The sequence below is a fragment of the Pseudomonas thivervalensis genome (assembly GCF_001269655.1).
Taxonomy (GTDB): Bacteria; Pseudomonadota; Gammaproteobacteria; order Pseudomonadales; family Pseudomonadaceae; genus Aquipseudomonas; species Aquipseudomonas thivervalensis.
In genome coordinates this window covers 510,382-527,240 of sequence record NZ_LHVE01000009.1, presented here as the reverse complement: position 1 = coordinate 527,240, position 16,859 = coordinate 510,382, and the positions used below count along the sequence as shown (strand labels likewise).

Here is a 16,859-nt window from a genome sequence, read left to right as displayed (position 1 = left end):
ACTCACCGTTTTGCCTCCCAGGCCCGCGTCGATGATGCGTTGGCTGCGCAGTTCGCTGCCCGCTCGCGCCGGGCTGGCGGTGATCCTGATCGCCATCCTGGCCCTGGCCAGTTCCTTGAGCGCCGGCTTGATCGCCTGGTTCAGCCAGGGCGACGCTGCCGCCATCAATACCGCCGGCTCGGTGCGCATGGAGACCTACCACCTGAGCTGGAAACTGGCGGCGGGGGGCAACGACGATATCCCGGCGATCATCGTCAGCCTGCAACAACGCCTCGACAGCCCCGCCCTGCGCGCCGTGCTGGAAGACGGCCCGGAAACCTCCCTGCACACGAGCTATCGCGACCTCATGCAGCGCTGGAACCAGACCTTGCGTCCGGCCATCGAGCGTGGCGACGCAGCGTTTTTCCAAAGCAGTGCCCCTTCTTTCGTTGAGCAACTGGATCAGTTCGTCACCCTGCTGCAACGCCAGAGCGAACACAAACAAGGCTGGCAACAGGCGATCCAGGGCATCGCATTGTTCAGCACCATGATCATCCTGCTGATCGGCCTGTATGAATTGCAGTACGGCGTGGTCACGCCGTTGCAGGAACTGGTGGACGCCACCCAGCGCTTTCGCCGTGGCGAGTTCCAGGTGCGGGTCAACCACCAGTCCGAGGATGAGCTGGGCCAGTTGGCGACCAGTTTCAACACCATGGCCGAGACCATCGAGCAATCCCATCGCACCCTGGAAAACCAGGTCCAGCAAAAGACCCTGAACCTGCAACAGGCCAACGCCGCCCTCGAATTGCTGTACCAGAGCAGTCGCAGCCTGGCGACTCGGCAGGCCAACGCCGAAGGCCTGGATGAATTGATCCGACGCTTCCAGCAGCGCCTGCCGGGGCTGCGCCTGACGCTGTGCCTGCAAGGACAATTGCAGGCGCCAGCGCGACACTTGCTGGCCTTGCACGGTGCCGCCAGCCGCCAGGTCTGCGCCAGCAGCGATTGCGCCAGTTGCCACCGGCATAACGCTGCCCGTCCACAGGCCTTCAGTATCAGCAACCAAGGCACCGAGCTGGGTGAGCTCAAGGCGCATTTCGTCGACGGCCATGCTGCCCAGCCGTGGGAAACCGCATTGATCCAGGCCTTGGCCAATTTGATCGGCACCTCGCTGTCTCTCAAGCGCCAGCGCGAACAGGACCATCGCCTGCTGCTGCTCGACGAGCGCACGATCATCGCCCGCGAGTTGCACGATTCCCTGGCCCAGGCCTTGTCCTACATGAAGCTGCAGGTCAGCCGCATGCAGACCCTGATGCGTCGCGGCGAACCGGTGCAGACCCTGGAGACCGTCACCGGCGAACTGCGCGAGGGGCTGAACAACGCTTATCGGCAACTGCGTGAGCTGCTGACCACCTTCCGCCTGCAGATCCGTGATGACGGCCTGGTCCAGGAGCTCAAGGACACCGCCGAGGAATTCTCCAACCGCGGGGACTTCCAGGTGCACCTGTTCATCGACACCCTGGCCTTCGAACTGTCGGCCAGCGAACAGATTCACATCCTGCAGATCACCCGTGAGGCCCTGTCCAACTGCCTGCGCCATGCCCATGCAGAAAACGCCTGGCTCGAACTGCGCCAGGAAGGCGAGACCGTACGGTTGTCGATCGAAGACGATGGCCGTGGTTTCAGCGGCGAGGTCGACCAGCGCGAACACCATGGCCTGAACATCATGAACGAGCGGGCCCGCAGCCTGCACGGACAACTGCAGATTCACTCCCGTACACCCCAGGGCACCCGTATCCAGGTGCATTTCCAACCGGAATTCCTGGGCCAACACACCGAAGGCCTCGCAACATGAACGCCCCCCTGCGCCATACCCTGCTACTGGTCGACGATCACCCGATGATGCGTCGCGGGATCCGCCAGATGCTTGAGCTCGAAGACGATTTGCAGATCGTTGGCGAAGCCAGCCACGGCGAAGAGGCCCTGACCCTGATCGAACCGCTCAAGCCCGACCTGGTGTTGCTGGACAACAACATGCCGCAGATGAACGGCATCGAGACCCTGCGCCGGCTGCGCGCCATGCACTACACCGGCAAGGTGCTGCTGTTCACCGTGTCCGATGCCGAGGACGATATCCGCGATGCCCTGCGCCTGGACGCCAATGGTTACTTGCTCAAGGACATGGAGCCGGAGCTGTTGATCCAGTACATCCGCGACGCCCTCGACGGCGCCCTGGTCATCAGCCCCGGCCTGACCCGCGTCATGGCCCAGGCCCTGCGCTCGCCACCGCGCCAGGCCGATGTGGAACTGACCGAGCGCGAGCGCCAGGTCCTCAAGACCATCGCCGGCGGCTACAGCAACAAGGTCATCGGCCACAAGCTGGGCATCACCGAAGGGACGGTCAAGGTCCATGTGAAGAACCTGCTGCACAAGCTCGGCTTGCGTTCACGGGTGGAAGCGGCGGTATGGGCGATGGAGCATTTGCGCGGGGCCGGCTGAGCCCTCTGGAGCCGATGAATTAACACACACCCCGTGGCGAGGGAGCTTGCTCCCGCTGGGCTGCGCAGCAGCCCCTGGTTCAGCCGCTGAGGTGGATCAGGTCGATCGCATTCAGCCTTTTTTTGGGGTTGCTACGCAACCCAGCGGGAGCAAGCTCCCTCGCCACAGGATTTGCGCCAGCAGTGACAAACTGGATGACCGCTTCTCATCCCTCTTCCGAGGTAGGCCAGCCGAGGCATAGGCCGGCGTCGACTTGGGCTCTACCATGACGGCACGCGGAGGTACGCCATGCTGACCCACCCTTCCATCGTTTTACTGTTGCGTCGTCATCACCTGTTCAGCCAGTTGCCGGAGCGGGTCTTTGAGGATGTCTGCAACCTGGCCGTCCTCAAGCGCCTGGGCTGCAACAGCACGCTCATGCACCAGGGCGATCCGGCCAAGCGGTTTTTCTTGCTGGTCAGTGGCCAGATCAAGCTGTTCCGGGTCACTGGCGAGGGCCAGGAGAACCTGGTGGAAATCATCCAGCCCGGGCAAACCTTCGCCGAGGCCTTGCTGTTCAGCCAGGCCCGTTGTTACCCGGTCAGCGCGTCGGCGATCAAGGACAGTGTGTTGGTGAGTATCGAGGGCACGCATTATCGCAAGGCGCTGGAGGACCAGCCCAAGGTCTGCCTGGCGATCCTGGCCAGCATGAGTATTCATTTGCATCAGCGGCTCAAGGATATCGATAACTTGACCCTGGCCAGTGCCAGTCGGCGGGTGATCAATTTCCTGTTGCAGGAGCGGGATCCGCGGGATGGGCAGGTGGTGTTGCAGGTGTCGAAGCGGCTGGTGGCTTCGAAGCTGGGGATCCAGCCGGAGACGTTTTCGCGGATTCTTCATCGGTTGGTGGATGGGGGGTTGATTGCCATGGAGCGGCGTCAGATTCTTATCTTGTCCGAGGATGGGCTGGAGGCTTATCAGCAGTAGGTTTCTTTGGTGTGAATATCCGTTATTTAGGTAACGGATACCCACACCATTCCCAAATCCTAAAGCCATGCCCCCCGAACCAGAAGATCGGATCCGCGAAACGCTTAAATGAACAGCAATACCTTATTGATCGGCGGTCTTCATCCCCGCCCGGGTCGGCTTGCCCAAGGCCTCGCCGAAGAATCGGCTGGCCTCGGAAATCATGGTACGGTGGATGTCCTTGCGGTCGACCCCGTCAGCATCCGTGCAGAGCGCAGGCATCGCCGCGATCTGCTCGTCGGTACACGGCGCCAGGAACACAAAATGCCCCGCGCCGGCCAAGGTCTTGAAATCCGGCGCCGTGGGCAGCTTGCGGGCCAACGCGGCGGCGTTCTTGTCGAAAGCCACGAGCTTGTCGCCATCGCCGCTGTACAGCAGCACCGGCACATGAACATCGGCCAACGTATGACGGCCGAATTTCAGGCTCAACGGCGCCATCAGCAACAATGCCCGGACCCGGGGGTCGGCCACGGGTTGCAGGTCATCGCGATCGGCGATCAGTTCGCCCTGGGTGTTGCAGGCATCACGGTCGTCCGGCCGCTCCACGCAGTAGCGCCGCAGACGATTGAGGTCCGGCGTGGCACCGGACAGGATCAAAGCGGTCTCGCCACCGGCCGAATAACCGATCACCCCCACCTGCCCGGCATTGACGAACGGCGAGAGCATCGGGTCGTTGAGCGTCGCGGTGATGGCTTCGGAAATCTGGATCGGCCGCCCGTACAGGTTGCTCAGGGTGCCAAGCCGGCTGTGATCCTGGGCATTGTCGCCGGGATGAATCACCGCCACCACGACAAACCCCTTGCGCGCCAGCGAGGTGGCGAGGTCATGCAGGGCCAGCGGCGTGCCGGTATTGCCATGGGACAGCATCAACAGTGGAAAACGGCCGATGGCGATCTGAGCGTCCGGCGCGGCATCGATCTGGTAGCCGCCCAGCAGGCTGGATTGTTCACGGTCGGTGGACGGATAAAAGGCGATGGCGTGCATCGGCTGCTGATCCAGCGGATCAAGAAAGCTCAGCTCATGGAAACCGGCGCTCCAATGCGGATGCGGCCCCGGCGCGGCCTGCACTGAAGCGAAACTGGCAAACAAGCAAAGCAGCAGCGCTGCACCAAAACGTGTCATCGAGTCTTCCACCTTCACCAGCGCACGGGAAGGCCCCGTCGCTCGCCGTCTTGGCCGTGCACAAGCTGCGCCATAAAGCCCGGCGCCGAATGCAGCAAAACCCTGCATCCCGGCCATCCAATGACGACGAGAATACAGGGTTTTACGAAGGCTGCCCGAATCGCTCGGTGCCTTTACTCAAGCCTTACGCAGCGGCGAACTGTTCGCCGATCTGCGCCTGGGCCTCGTTCATGCCTTTGGAACGCATGTCGTCGCCCTTGGCGAGCCCTTCTGCACGGACGAATTCGATATCGCTGATGCCCAGGAAACCGAACATCACTTTCAGGTAATCCTCATGGCCTGCGCCACTCGGCTGGCCAGCATGCAAGCCGCCCGCGGTGGAAACGATCACCAGTTTCTTGCCGCCGCACAGCCCTTCGAACCCGGCTTCGGTGTAGCGGAACGTCTGGCCAGCCACGGCAATGCGGTCGATCCAGGCCTTGAGCTGGGTCGGAATGCTGAAGTTGTACATGGGGGCTGCGATGACCAGCGCGTCCGCCGCTTGGAATTCTGCCATCGTCTCGGCGCTCAGGTCAGCTTCGTACTTGAGCGCGGCGTCGCGCAATTCGGCGCTGGTACCGGCGGCAACCAGCGTCTGGGCGGAAAAATGGCTGATGGCATCGGCGGCCAGGTCACGGTAGGTGACGGTGATGCCTGGCTCGGCAGCTTTCCAGGCTTCAACCACTTCACGGCTCAATTGGCGGGAAGCGGAGTGGTCGCCGAGGATACTCGAATCGATGTGCAGCAGTTTCATATCAGTGCTCTCCAAGTGAGGATCGCAACCAGGCGATCAATTGACGACAATCCTACCGATGACGCGAATGATCGATAAGTCAGCATAAATGCGATAGTTTGTCCTACTGACAGGACAATCGAGCTCGACATGCAAGACCTCAATGATTTGTACTACTTCGCCAAAGTCGTCGAAGCGGGCGGTTTCGCGGCGGCCGGGCGCTTGCTGGGCATTCCCAAGTCACGATTGTCGCGGCGTATCGCCGAGCTGGAAGAGCGCCTCGGTGCCCGGCTGCTCCAGCGCACCACGCGGCAGTTGAAACTGACGGCGGTCGGCGAACGTTATCTGCGCCATTGCCAAGCCATGTTGCTGGAAGCCGAAATGGCCGACGAAGCGGTGGCGAGCATGTCCAGCGAGCCCCGCGGCCGATTGCGGGTGTCGAGTCCGGTGGGCCTGGCCCACCAGTTCCTGCCGGTGGTAATCGAAACCTTCCTGGTGAAATACCCCTTGGTGCAATTGGAAATGACCCTGCTCAACCGGCGGGTGGACCTGATCGGCGAAGGCATCGACGTGGCGTTGCGCGTGCGCGACCTGGGGGACGAAGATCCGCTGCTGATGACCCGACGTTTGCGCCGGGCACGCCTGATGCTGGTCGCCAGCCCGGCCTTCGTCGAAGGGCGACGGATCGAGACTCCCGACGACCTCAAGCCGTTGTCGGTGCTGGGGGCGTTGGAAGCCGATCGCCTGGTGCATCTGCGCCTGGTCAAGGCCGATGGGCAGCAGGCCGAACTGAGCCTGGAAGCCCGCCTGGGCATTGACGACTTCATCGTGCGCCGTGCCTGCGCCCTCGCCGGCCTGGGCTTCACTTTATTGCCGAGCATGTATTGCGAGCAGGAATTGCGCGACGGCACACTGTTGGAACTGCTGCCTGGGTGGTCGTTGCCCGACGGCTGGCTTCAGGCGGTCTACCCGCATCGGCGTGGCATGCTGCCGGCGGTGCGTGCCTGGATCGATCATGTGGTGGAAGCCTTCGAGGGCTGTGGAGATAGAACGTTATGAGGTTGAGCGAAGAGGATGTCGCGCAGTTTTGCCTGGGCTTGCCCGGCGCCAGGGAAGACTACAAATGGGGCGGCGTGCGAGTATTTTCCATCGCCGGCAACAAGATGTTCGCCCTCCAGGGCCTGCGGGGCGACTCGTTGGCGTTCAAGGTCGACAAGGATCTGTTCCTGGGTCATTGCGACCGGCCGGGCATTCACCCCGCGCCTTACCTGGCGCGGGCCCAGTGGGTCATCATGCAGGTGCCCTACCCGCTGGGGGCCGAAGAGCTGCTCGATTTACTGCGCCGCTCTCATCAATTGGTGGTCAGCAAGTTACCGAAGCGGACCCAGGTTGGGTTATTGCTGTAGCGGCGGCAGCGACTGGACCACCGCTATCGCGAGCAAGCTCGCTCCCACAGGCCTGGAATCAAGCTGGCGGTCTAGGACAACGCCAACACATAACCGCCCAGGAACAACTGGTCGATCCAGAACACCTGGTGCAACAGCACGATGAACCAGAACACCACTTGGAACGAGACTTTGCGGGTCTTGTGGCGAAACAACTGCTGGGCAAGCAGGGCCCCGGGCCAACCACCGGCCAGCTCCAGTGCATGCAGCACATTCTCCGGGGTCCGCCAGGCGTCGACGCGGGCCTTGCGCTTGTCGCTCCAGTACAGCAGGAACGCCACCACGCTGACGACACCATAGGCCGCCATCGGCACCCACGACACGCCCCGCAGGCCGAACAGCAGCGAGCCGAACAGCGGCAAGGCGCAGATCAGCGCAAACACCATCAATTTGAGCCGCAGGTTTTGCACCGCGCCACTGGCATTGCCCCCAGCGCGCTTGCGGGTGCCTGACTCGTTCATGGCTTGGCGGCGGTCCAGTCCACCCAGCCGAACTGCCAGGTGGCCAGGATCAACAGGCCGAAGGCGATGCGATACCAGGCGAACACCGCGTAGCTGTGGCTGGCGATGAACCGCAGCAGGCCCTTGACCGCGATCATGGCGAAAATGAACGCCGTGACGAAACCAATGGCGAACACCGGGAAATCCGCCGGGACGAACAATTCGCGGTATTTGTAGCCCGAGTAGACAGCCGCGCCGACCATGGTGGGCATCGCCAGGAAGAACGAGAACTCGGTAGCGGTTTTACGCGACAGCCCGAACAGCAAACCGCCGATGATGGTCGCACCGGAGCGAGAGGTTCCCGGGATCATTGCAATGCACTGGGCCAAGCCGACCTTCAGCGCATCCTTCCAGGAAATATCGTCCACCGTCTCGGCATGCACCTGGTGCTGGCGCTTTTCGGCCCAGAGCATCACCAGGCCGCCCACCACCAGTGCGGCGGCCACGGTGATCGGGTTGAACAGGTAGTGATGGATCCAGTCGGCAAACAGCACGCCCAAGACCACGGCCGGCAGGAAGGCAATCAGCAGGTTGGCGGTAAACCGACGGGCGCTGGGTTGCGTCGGCAGGCCCAGCACCACGTCGAAGATCTTGCGCCGGAACTCCCAGACCACCGCGAGGATCGCGCCGAGCTGGATGATGATATTGAATGCCATCGCTCGTTCGCCACCGAACTGGAGCAAGTCGGCGACAATGATCTGGTGCCCCGTGCTGGAAATCGGCAGAAATTCCGTCAAGCCTTCCACTACGCCAAGAATCAGTGCCGAAAAGGCCGTCCACAAATCCATTCATCCCCCAAAAAAGACGCTGTTCAAGCAGGTCTTATCAAATTCAAGTGTCATACAGGTCCACGCAGCGGCTGCACGATAGCTGCGATCTTTCAAAAAAAACCAATGAAAAAATCAGAACAGGCTCAGGTTTTGCGCTGCGGGGCCGAAATCCTATCAGACAAGCCCTGATAACGCTGCCGCGTTATGACCCAGGTCAATCATGAATAACCGCCAGGCGCTAAAGTGCCGCCCGTCGTTAATGACAAGAATAAGAAACCGGAGTGACAGCGTATGAATAGCTTGCGCAGTGTGTCGATCAGCCGACGCTTGTGGCTCATCCTGGTCGTGGCCATCGTGATGTTGTTCACGCTTGGCGCCTTTATGCTCAAGCAGATCCACACGGACCTGTATCAGGCCAAGGTGCAGAAAACCCAGCATGTGGTGCAGACCGCCAGTGGCGTACTGAGCTACTACCATGGGCTGGAAACCGCCGGGACCCTGACCCGCGAGGCAGCACAGAAGCAAGCCCTCAGCGCCGTGCGAGGTTTGCGCTATGACCAGAACGACTACTTCTGGATCAACGACCTGACGCCGGTCATGGTGATGCACCCGACCAACCCTAAACTCGAAGGCCAGAACCTCTCGGCGATCCGCGACCCGAACGGCTACGCGTTGTTCAACGAGATGGTCGCCATCGCCAAGGCCAAGGGCGCCGGCATGATCAACTACCTCTGGCCGAAACCGGGCGCCGAAGCACCGGTCGGCAAGACTTCCTACGTCAAGTTGTTCGAACCGTGGGGCTGGATCATCGGCTCAGGGGTTTACATCGATGACGTGCAGGCTGAGTTTCAATCCCAGATGATCAAGGCCTCCTTGATCGGCTTGGCAATTACCCTGCTCATGAGCCTGTTCTTGACCTTGATCGTACGCAGCATCGTTCGCCCGCTCCAAGAGACCGTCAACGCCATGGCCAACATCGCCAGCGGCGAGAGCGACCTGACTCGCACCCTCGATACCCACGGCCAGGACGAAGTCACCCAACTGGCCCGGCATTTCAACGCCTTTACCGCCAAATTGCGCCAAGTGGTGAGCCAGTTGCAGGCCTCGGCCAGTGAGCTGGGGCAATCTTCCAGCGAATTGGGCAACGACGCGGCCCAAGCCCAGGAACGCAGCCAGCAACAGTCGCAACAAATGGAACTGGTGGCCACCGCGATCAACGAAGTGACTTATGGCGTGCAGGACGTGGCCAAGAATGCCGAGCATGCGGCCAGCGAGATGCGCGACGCCGAATCCCAGGCCCAGCAAGGCCAGGTCAATATCGACGGCAGCTTGCAGCAGATCGATCGCCTGTCCCAGACCATCGACCAGGCGGTGGAAGTGATTCGCACCCTGGCGAGTGAAAGCACCCAGATCGGCAGTGTGTTGGAGGTGATCCGCTCCATCGCCGAACAGACCAACCTACTGGCCCTCAACGCCGCGATCGAGGCCGCCCGCGCCGGCGAGCAAGGCCGGGGCTTTGCGGTCGTGGCCGACGAAGTGCGGCTGCTGGCCCAGCGTACGCAGAAGTCCACCGCTGAGATCCAGTCGATGATCGAGCGCCTGCAAACCCATTCCGAAGCCGCCGTGAAAGTCATCGGCGACAGCAGCCGCGCCTCGCAACTGACCATCGAACAGGCCGGCCTGGCTGGTGCCAGCCTCAACGCCATTGGCCAGGCCCTGCGCAACCTCAACAGCCTGAACGCCTCCATCGCCAGCGCCACCCTGCAACAGGCCCATGTGGTGGAAGACATCAACCAGAACGTCACCCAGGCCGCCGGACTGTCCCACAGCACCGCCATGGCCGCCGAACAGTCCAGCCAGGCAAGCAGCCGCCTCAAGGCGCTGAGCGAGCAGTTGAACGGATTGCTCAAGCAGTTCCGAGTCTAAGGGCTGTCAGGCGCCTATAGGGGCTGATGCACACTGGAAACTGTTGTGATTCACTGTGGCGAGGGAGCTTGCTCCCGCTTGAGTGCGCAGCACTCACAAAAAAGGGCCGCTACGCAGCCCAGCGGGAGCAAGCTCCCTCGCCACGGGCTCAACCAACAATGGTATTGGAGCTCTCCACGCCATAGCGTTTACAATCGCCGCCCTTTCCTCTTTCCCCAAGGAACCGCCATGTCCGGGCTTGAACTGTTTGCCGCAGCCCTCGGCGTGATCGCTGTCTGGCTGACCGTCAAGCAGAACCCCTGGTGCTGGCCGATCGGCCTGGTCATGGTATTGCTGTACAGCTGGATCTTTTTCGAGGTGAAGCTGTACTCGGACATGCTGCTGCAGGTGGTTTACGCGGTGCTGCAACTTTATGGTTGGTGGCAATGGACGCGCGCCGGGCACAATCATGATGGGCGCCAAGTCAGCCGCCTCGGTGGGCCCTCGGTGTTGCTCGGCCTGGTCATCGGCGCAACGGGCAGCCTGTTGCTGGGTGCCGCCATGGCCCACTGGACCGACGCCGCCCAGCCCTGGCTCGACGCCGCACTCACGGGGTTCAGCCTCGTGGCCCAGTGGTGGATGGCGCAAAAGCGCGTGCAATGCTGGCCATTGTGGATTGTCCTGGACGTGATCTTTGTCGGCCTGTTCATCTACAAGGGCTTGCACCTGACCGCCGCGCTTTACGCCCTGTTCACCCTGCTGGCCGTGCAGGGTTGGCGGGAATGGCGCGCCGACCCGGCCCTGCGCGCATGAAGGTGGTGGTCCTGACCGGCCCGGAATCCAGCGGCAAGAGCTGGTTGGCGGCGCAATTGCAGCAACGCTTCGGTGGCGCGCGGGTGGACGAGTATGTGCGCCATTTCATGGAGCAGACCCAGCGCGATACCTGCCTGGCCGACATCACCGACATCGCCTCCGGTCAATTGGCCTGGGAAGACGAGGCACGTGCCCGCCAGCCAGCGCTATTGATCCTCGACACCCACTTGCTGAGCAATATTCTCTGGAGCCAAACCCTCTTCGGCGATTGCCCGGAGTGGCTCGAACCGGCGCTGCTGGCCCGCCATTACGACCTGCATCTGTTGTTGAGCCCGGAGCAGGTCGAATGGAGTGGCGACGGTTTGCGCTGCCAGCCCGAGCTGGCAGACCGGCTAGCGTTTTTTCAAGCGATCGAAGCTTGGCTGAGCCAACATCGGCAACCTTTCCAGGTTATCCAAGGCAATTGGGCGCAACGCCAGCAGCAAGTGTTTACGGCCGTAACCCAACTGCTTGAAGCCTGAGCACAGGTGATCTGTTTCACGCTTGAAACATCACGCTCGCCCCAAAGCCGGATCCAACGCCGTTTCATGCCATTGTTCTCAAGACTGTCAAGTCACTGAAACACTCCCTCAAAAACCTGGATCCAGAGCTCTGGAACGGCGTGTAGCCGGTTGGCCCTCATGGGCCTTGTCTCAACGCTGAAACAGGTTTCTTTCCCTCCATCGCATAGCCCAACCCAACTCGTTGAATTCATAGGCAATTCAAAACCCGGCACGACACCTGCTCTCCCCCACTTCGCAACGCTGACTAGGGCCAGCGTACCGAAGAAGGAATCGATGCCATGGGGATGTTCGATAGGGGCATGACGTGCCTGCTGTTGATCGGCTGGGCGGCCAGCGCAACGCTCAGCTTGCCAGCACAGGCCGAGGGTAACGGCGTCATCGTGCTCAGCCGTGACGTGCAACCCATCGCAATCGGGCGCAACGGCGGCAAAGACCCCTACCCGACCACCGTCAATGCCAACCCCTCCGAACGCATCAACCAGGCGACCGCCAGCACCGAACTGAGCGACGGCGAGTTCGCCAGCGTGGCCAGCGGCTCGTCGATCCGCAACATCGTCACCCCCAATACCGGGGTGCAAGGCCTGAACGTGGTCACCAACCCCAACGGCATGCCGGGCATGAACGCCGGTCACGGTGGCGGTAGCGGCGGTGCGATTTCCGGCACCATCAATCGTTCGCTGAGTTCCGGCCTGGCCCCGCTGGGTCGGCTGGCGGGGGGGCAGTGACATGAAGCCCGTCCTGTTTCTTCTGGCCCTGGTCATGCTTTCCCTGCTCAGCTCTTTCACCGTATTTGCCGATTCGGGCGTGGCGGTGGTCAGCAACGCCAACTTGCAGGATTCCGGCAGCCACTACACCGGCAATTTCAACGTCAACCAGGCGGCCGGCGACCGGATCCAGCAAACCAACACCCGGGCCATCGCCATTGGCAGCCACGCCCAGGCCAGCACGAGCGTGCAACAACGCGTCGACACGCAGGCCAACCCCTCCATGGACGCCACCGCCCGTATCGGCGGCCAGTCCTTTACCAACGGCAACGGCGTATTGGGCGTGAACCAGTCCGCCGGGGCCAACAACCAGATGGCCAATGTGATGCGGGTGGGCATCAGTGCCCATCCGCAAAGCATGGACGACAGCGCCCTGTCCCAACAGAACGTGGCGCTGTTACCGAACTCAGGAGCAACTGGCGCCCCAACCGGCAGTCGCCAGGTCGTTACCAGCGACCAGGCCTTCACCGGCAGCCGAGGGGTGATTCAGGTGAACCAGAGTGCCGGGGTGGGGAACCGCATGGCTAACACCCTGAGCATCCGGGTCGCTGACTGATCCGGCGCAGTGCGCATAAGAAAGCACCAACACTTAACCAACGACACGCAAGGAGAAACACCATGAAACCTACAATGGCGCTCAAACCATTGGTTTTCGCTCTCGCCGCTGTCATGGCAATGGCTGCACAGGCTGGAGGAAACGACAACAATAATGGCCATGGCAATGGTCACGGCCACGGCAACGGCCATCAGCAAGGGCCGACGCTGGATCAGATCCTCTCCATCAGTGCCGGCGCTGGGGCCACAGTGCTGGATGAGCAGAACAGCGACGGCAACGTGGTGACCAACCAGGCCACCAAAAACACCGCTGAAGCCAAAGACTCGCTCAATGGCAGCAACGGCAACATGGGCGCCAACATTGCCGGCGGCGACGGCAACCAGCAAGACAACGCCGCCGCCCTCGCCACCGCCGACGAAAGTTTCATCTTCGGCTCGGCTGTGGCCGCCTCCAGCGCTACACAAGTCAATAACAACAACTACGTCAAGAACAACTCGACGCAAAACAACGCCTCGCTCACCAATGCCGGCAACAACGGCTCCGGCAACATCGGCATCAACGTGACCGCCGGCAACTTCAACCAGCAGAAAAACAACCTGGCCATCGCCGTATCCGGGGGCCGTGTCGCACAGGCCTCTGCCGCGGCCAACCAATCCTCCACCGGCCTCGAAGTGGACAACAAAGGCGTGCGGACCTACAAGACCGACACCCTTACCAACAGCTATACCGCTGAAGGCTCGTTCAAGGCCAAAGGCACCGGTACCGTCGAAGACGACGGCGGCTGGGGCAACAAGGGCGGTGGCTACGGCGGCGGTCACGATGACGACAAGTTCAAGTTCTCCGCCGTGGGGACTTTCGAACTGGCCGGCAGCAACACCCAGCAGGTGCTGACCCGCGACGGTTGGAAAAACCCTGTGATCAACAACGCCACCATGACCAACTCCATGAACGGCTTCTCCGGTAACGGCGGCGCCAACGTGTCGGCGGGCGTGGGCAACCAGCAAAGCAACTCGCTGTCCATCGCGGCCGGCTGCAAGGCTTGCATGTAAGCGTGGGTGAAACGAAGCCCCGGCAACAGCAATGCTGTTCCCCTAGGGTTTGGATGAATCTTGTGGCGAGGGAGCTTGCTCCCGCTCGGTTGCGCAGCAACCGCAAAAACTTGGGGCCGCTCCGCAGCCCAGCGGGAGCAAGCTCCCTCGCCACGGACTCATTTTCAATGCTCTAGACGAAGGGTGCTGCTGGAAAAGGGGCTTTTTTTCCGGATGTCCATCAGGCGTATTGATCATGCGTGTCACTGCCGTTTCCCTGCTGCTCTGCCTGGCCTGTGTGGCCGAAGCGGCGCAGATGCCGGTCGCCGCCCTGCCTGGCGGCATGCTGGTCTACAAACCGGTGCAAAGCGTACGCGAGCGCAAGTTCAGCGACATCGTCGAGCAGAAAACCGATTTCAGTTGCGGCGCCGCCGCGCTGGCCACGGTGCTGCGCCAGGCCTATTGGCTTGACGTCGATGAAGAGCACGTCATCAAAGGCATGCTGGTCAATGCCGACCATGACCTGGTTCGCACCCAGGGCTTTTCCATGCTGGACATGAAGCGTTACGTGGAAACCATCGGCATGCGCGCCCGAGGCTACCGGATACCGCCGGAGAAACTCGAAGCGGTGACGATCCCGGTGGTGGTCCTGATGGAAATACGCGGCTACAAGCACTTCGTGGTATTGCAGCGGGCGGACAAGCAATGGGTCTACATCGGCGACCCGGTGCTGGGCCACAAGCGCTATTCCCACGATGATTTCGTCAAAGGCTGGAACGGCATCGTCTTCGCGATCGTCGGCCCGGGCTATGACAAGACCAATGCACTACGCAGCCCTCCTCAACCCCTGACAGCCCGTAACAAGCTGGACGGTTTCAACCCGGTCAGGGATGCGGAACTGATGGATTTCGGCTTTATACAGAGCGACTTTTTCTAATCGCCGACCACTGCCAACAATAAGTACAACAAGGAGCAGGACGCTCCGGGAGCAGCACATGAAAACCTCACACTGGCTGTCGCTGGCCTGCCTGCTCGCGACTGCCTCGGGCTATGCCCATGCCGGCTTCAAACCCATCGAAGTCAAGGACCAGGAGCTCGCCGAGCTGCGTGGTCGTTATGTCATGCCCGGGCGCGTCATCAGCTTCGGCATCGTCATGAGCAGTACCTGGCGCAACGCCAGCGGCGACCTGATCGGCGCCACCAGCACGATGCAAATCCAAGCCGCCACCGTCAAACCCGAGTTCTATGTCTCCACCGTCAAGCAAACCGGTAACGGCAGCGTCCCGGAACAGGGCAGCGGCAACATTACCGGTGGCGCCGGCCTCGGCACGAGCCAGGGCGTGACCCAGAGCGTGCGTGCCGCCGGCGACGGCAACATCGCCTACAACAACGTCAACATCAACGTGAAGGAGAGCAACCAGGCGCCGGCGCTTGTCCCCTCGCAAGGCCAACTGTTGACCAAAGGCCAGACCATCAGCGGCAGCAACGCCGCCGGCAGCGTCGCGGTCACTGCCACCGGCAACGGCGTGCAAATGGCGATCCAGGCCAGCCACAATCAGGGCGGCACCTTGCAACAAGTGGCCCAGGGCGGCTTGCTGCAGAACACCCGCCTGCTGGGCAATAGCAACCTGGTCAACAACCTGACGCAGCTCAACGTGGTGCTGAACAATAACGGCCCCAGTGCCGGGGCATTGGACTGCAACCTGACCCAACTACGCGGTCTTCGAAACCTCGGATATTGATCTACGCTGATTTCCGATCATTGGGCAAATAGGGACGGCATATTTCATGTATCGATCCGTATCGTTGCGCGCTGTGATGTGTTTAAGCACGTTGTTCCCGGCGGCCGTGTTGCAGGCGGCGCCGGATGCCGAAATAGAAGCCCTGAAACAGGAGCTTCTCGAGCTCAAGCAACGATACGAGGTCCAGCAAAAGGCCCTGGCGGTGCTCGAACAGCGGGTTCGCCAGGTCGAGGACCAACCCGCCGCGCCGCCGCCCAAGCGCCTGGCCAAATCCCCGGCCGACATGAAAGGCAACCAGACCGCCGGCGGTGCTGCAACAACGGCGGGCGGCAGCGGCTATGGGCAATCCCTGGCCGACGATTCCCAGCCGGCCCAAAGTGTCTCCAACCTCTATGACGAGGCCAGCGGCTTCTTTGGCGGCGGCAAGTTCAGTTTCGAGACCGGCGTGACCTATTCGCGCTACGACACGCGGCAACTGATCCTCAACGGCTTCCTGGCCCTGGATTCGATTTTCCTGGGCAACATCAACCTCGACCGGATCAAGGCCGACACCTGGACGCTGGACCTCACCGGCCGTTACAACTTCGACAATCGCTGGCAGTTCGACCTCAACGTACCGGTGGTCTACCGCGAATCCACGTACCAGTCAGGCGGCGCGAACAATGGCGCGGCCGGGGTCACCAGCGAAGAAACCGTGACCCGCGACCCGACCATCGGCGACGTCAACTTCGGCGTCGCCTACAAATTCATGGATGAGTCGATCAACTCTCCGGACGCGGTGGTCACCCTGCGGGTCAAGGCCCCCACCGGCAAGGACCCGTTCGGTATCAAGCTGCGCCAATCCCAGGCCAACACCAACCTGTTCGTGCCGGACGACCTGCCCACCGGCAACGGCGTCTGGTCGATCACCCCCGGGCTCTCACTGGTCAAGACGTTCGATCCAGCCGTCCTGTTCGGCACCCTTTCCTACACCCATAATCTCGAAGAATCGTTCGACGACATCAGCTCGACGGTCAACCAGAAGGTGCCGGGCAAGGTGCGCATCGGCGACAGCTTCCAGATCGGCGCAGGCATTGCCTTCGCCTTGAACGAGAAGATGAGCATGTCGTTCTCGGTCTCCGACCTGATCCAGAAGAAAAGCAAGCTCAAACAGGACGGTGGCGACTGGGAGTCGGTGACCTCCAGCGACGCCAACGCGGGCTACTTCAATATCGGCATGACGGTTGCCGCGTCCGATAACCTGACCATCGTGCCCAACCTGTCCATCGGGCTGACCGACGATGCGCCGGACTTCACCTTTAGCCTGAAATTCCCATACTACTTCTGACACTCTCAGGGATATGTGAAGGACACCTATCCCAAAAGCACCACAAATCCCTGTGGGAGCGAGCTTGCTCGC

At 61.6% G+C, this 16,859-nt stretch carries 18 protein-coding genes; 14 read left to right on the top strand and 4 right to left on the bottom strand.

Features of this window, described 5'->3' with window-relative positions:
- Window positions 1–31: 31 nt before the first annotated feature.
- The 3 genes from AD659_RS14465 to AD659_RS14455 all read left to right on the top strand — a co-directional run bounded on the left by AD659_RS14465 (window position 32) and on the right by AD659_RS14455 (window position 3,441).
- Window positions 32–1,831 carry a HAMP domain-containing protein gene (locus AD659_RS14465; RefSeq protein WP_053122326.1) on the top strand — a complete coding sequence of 600 codons (1,800 nt, stop codon included), beginning with the start codon at window positions 32–34 and terminating at the stop codon, window positions 1,829–1,831.
- On the top strand, window positions 1,828–2,475 hold the full coding sequence (narL, locus tag AD659_RS14460) for a two-component system response regulator NarL (RefSeq protein ID WP_053122324.1): 648 nt from the start codon (window positions 1,828–1,830) through the stop codon (window positions 2,473–2,475). Before AD659_RS14465 ends, narL begins: the two co-directional genes overlap by 4 nt.
- A 288-nt stretch (window positions 2,476–2,763) precedes the next feature.
- The gene (locus AD659_RS14455; RefSeq protein ID WP_053122322.1) at window positions 2,764–3,441 is read left to right on the top strand and encodes a Crp/Fnr family transcriptional regulator; all 678 of its coding nucleotides are present in this window, start codon (window positions 2,764–2,766) and stop codon (window positions 3,439–3,441) included.
- Between the two features lie 123 nt (window positions 3,442–3,564).
- Here AD659_RS14455 and AD659_RS14450 read toward each other — a convergent pair whose 3' ends face one another.
- Both AD659_RS14450 and AD659_RS14445 read right to left on the bottom strand, forming a co-directional pair.
- Window positions 3,565–4,602: an alpha/beta hydrolase family protein gene (locus AD659_RS14450; RefSeq protein ID WP_053122320.1), complete on the bottom strand. Its 1,038-nt coding sequence runs from the start codon at window positions 4,600–4,602 to the stop codon at window positions 3,565–3,567.
- Window positions 4,603–4,786: 184 nt separating this feature from the next.
- On the bottom strand, window positions 4,787–5,395 hold the full coding sequence (locus tag AD659_RS14445; protein WP_014338159.1) for an FMN-dependent NADH-azoreductase: 609 nt from the start codon (window positions 5,393–5,395) through the stop codon (window positions 4,787–4,789).
- Window positions 5,396–5,524: 129 nt separating this feature from the next.
- Between AD659_RS14445 and AD659_RS14440 the strand changes: the two genes are divergently transcribed.
- On the top strand, window positions 5,525–6,433 hold the full coding sequence (locus AD659_RS14440) for a LysR substrate-binding domain-containing protein (RefSeq protein WP_053122318.1): 909 nt from the start codon (window positions 5,525–5,527) through the stop codon (window positions 6,431–6,433).
- Complete coding sequence (locus AD659_RS14435) at window positions 6,430–6,780, top strand: MmcQ/YjbR family DNA-binding protein (protein ID WP_053122316.1); 351 nt, start codon at window positions 6,430–6,432, stop codon at window positions 6,778–6,780. The genes AD659_RS14440 and AD659_RS14435 overlap by 4 nt, the downstream gene beginning before the upstream one ends.
- A gap of 71 nt (window positions 6,781–6,851) precedes the next feature.
- On the opposite strand, the gene AD659_RS14430 is transcribed toward AD659_RS14435, so the two are convergent.
- Window positions 6,852–7,280: a DUF1294 domain-containing protein gene (locus tag AD659_RS14430; protein ID WP_053122314.1), complete on the bottom strand. Its 429-nt coding sequence runs from the start codon at window positions 7,278–7,280 to the stop codon at window positions 6,852–6,854.
- On the bottom strand, window positions 7,277–8,107 hold the full coding sequence (locus AD659_RS14425) for an undecaprenyl-diphosphate phosphatase (protein WP_053122312.1): 831 nt from the start codon (window positions 8,105–8,107) through the stop codon (window positions 7,277–7,279). Before AD659_RS14425 ends, AD659_RS14430 begins: the two co-directional genes overlap by 4 nt.
- A gap of 273 nt (window positions 8,108–8,380) precedes the next feature.
- Here AD659_RS14425 and AD659_RS14420 point away from each other — a divergent pair, with 273 nt between their 5' ends.
- The 9 genes from AD659_RS14420 to AD659_RS14380 all read left to right on the top strand — a co-directional run bounded on the left by AD659_RS14420 (window position 8,381) and on the right by AD659_RS14380 (window position 16,787).
- The gene (locus AD659_RS14420) at window positions 8,381–10,015 is read left to right on the top strand and encodes a methyl-accepting chemotaxis protein (RefSeq protein WP_053122304.1); all 1,635 of its coding nucleotides are present in this window, start codon (window positions 8,381–8,383) and stop codon (window positions 10,013–10,015) included.
- A 228-nt stretch (window positions 10,016–10,243) separates the two neighbouring features.
- On the top strand, window positions 10,244–10,807 hold the full coding sequence (gene pnuC / locus AD659_RS14415) for a nicotinamide riboside transporter PnuC (RefSeq protein WP_053122302.1): 564 nt from the start codon (window positions 10,244–10,246) through the stop codon (window positions 10,805–10,807).
- Window positions 10,804–11,328 (top strand): AAA family ATPase, encoded by a 525-nt coding sequence (locus AD659_RS14410; RefSeq protein WP_053122300.1) that lies wholly within the window; start codon window positions 10,804–10,806, stop codon window positions 11,326–11,328. The genes pnuC and AD659_RS14410 overlap by 4 nt, the downstream gene beginning before the upstream one ends.
- 320 nt (window positions 11,329–11,648) lie before the next feature.
- Window positions 11,649–12,095: a hypothetical protein gene (locus tag AD659_RS14405; protein ID WP_053122299.1), complete on the top strand. Its 447-nt coding sequence runs from the start codon at window positions 11,649–11,651 to the stop codon at window positions 12,093–12,095.
- Between the two features lies 1 nt (window position 12,096).
- Window positions 12,097–12,690 (top strand): hypothetical protein, encoded by a 594-nt coding sequence (locus AD659_RS14400; RefSeq protein WP_053122297.1) that lies wholly within the window; start codon window positions 12,097–12,099, stop codon window positions 12,688–12,690.
- Between the two features lie 62 nt (window positions 12,691–12,752).
- The gene (locus AD659_RS14395) at window positions 12,753–13,739 is read left to right on the top strand and encodes a hypothetical protein (protein WP_053122295.1); all 987 of its coding nucleotides are present in this window, start codon (window positions 12,753–12,755) and stop codon (window positions 13,737–13,739) included.
- Between the two features lie 235 nt (window positions 13,740–13,974).
- Window positions 13,975–14,655 (top strand): C39 family peptidase, encoded by a 681-nt coding sequence (locus AD659_RS14390; protein WP_053122293.1) that lies wholly within the window; start codon window positions 13,975–13,977, stop codon window positions 14,653–14,655.
- A 58-nt stretch (window positions 14,656–14,713) separates the two neighbouring features.
- Window positions 14,714–15,460: a hypothetical protein gene (locus AD659_RS14385; RefSeq protein WP_053122290.1), complete on the top strand. Its 747-nt coding sequence runs from the start codon at window positions 14,714–14,716 to the stop codon at window positions 15,458–15,460.
- 46 nt (window positions 15,461–15,506) lie between these two features.
- Entirely contained in the window at window positions 15,507–16,787 is a 1,281-nt protein-coding gene (locus tag AD659_RS14380; protein ID WP_053122289.1) for a transporter, read from the top strand.
- Window positions 16,788–16,859: the final 72 nt, after the last annotated feature.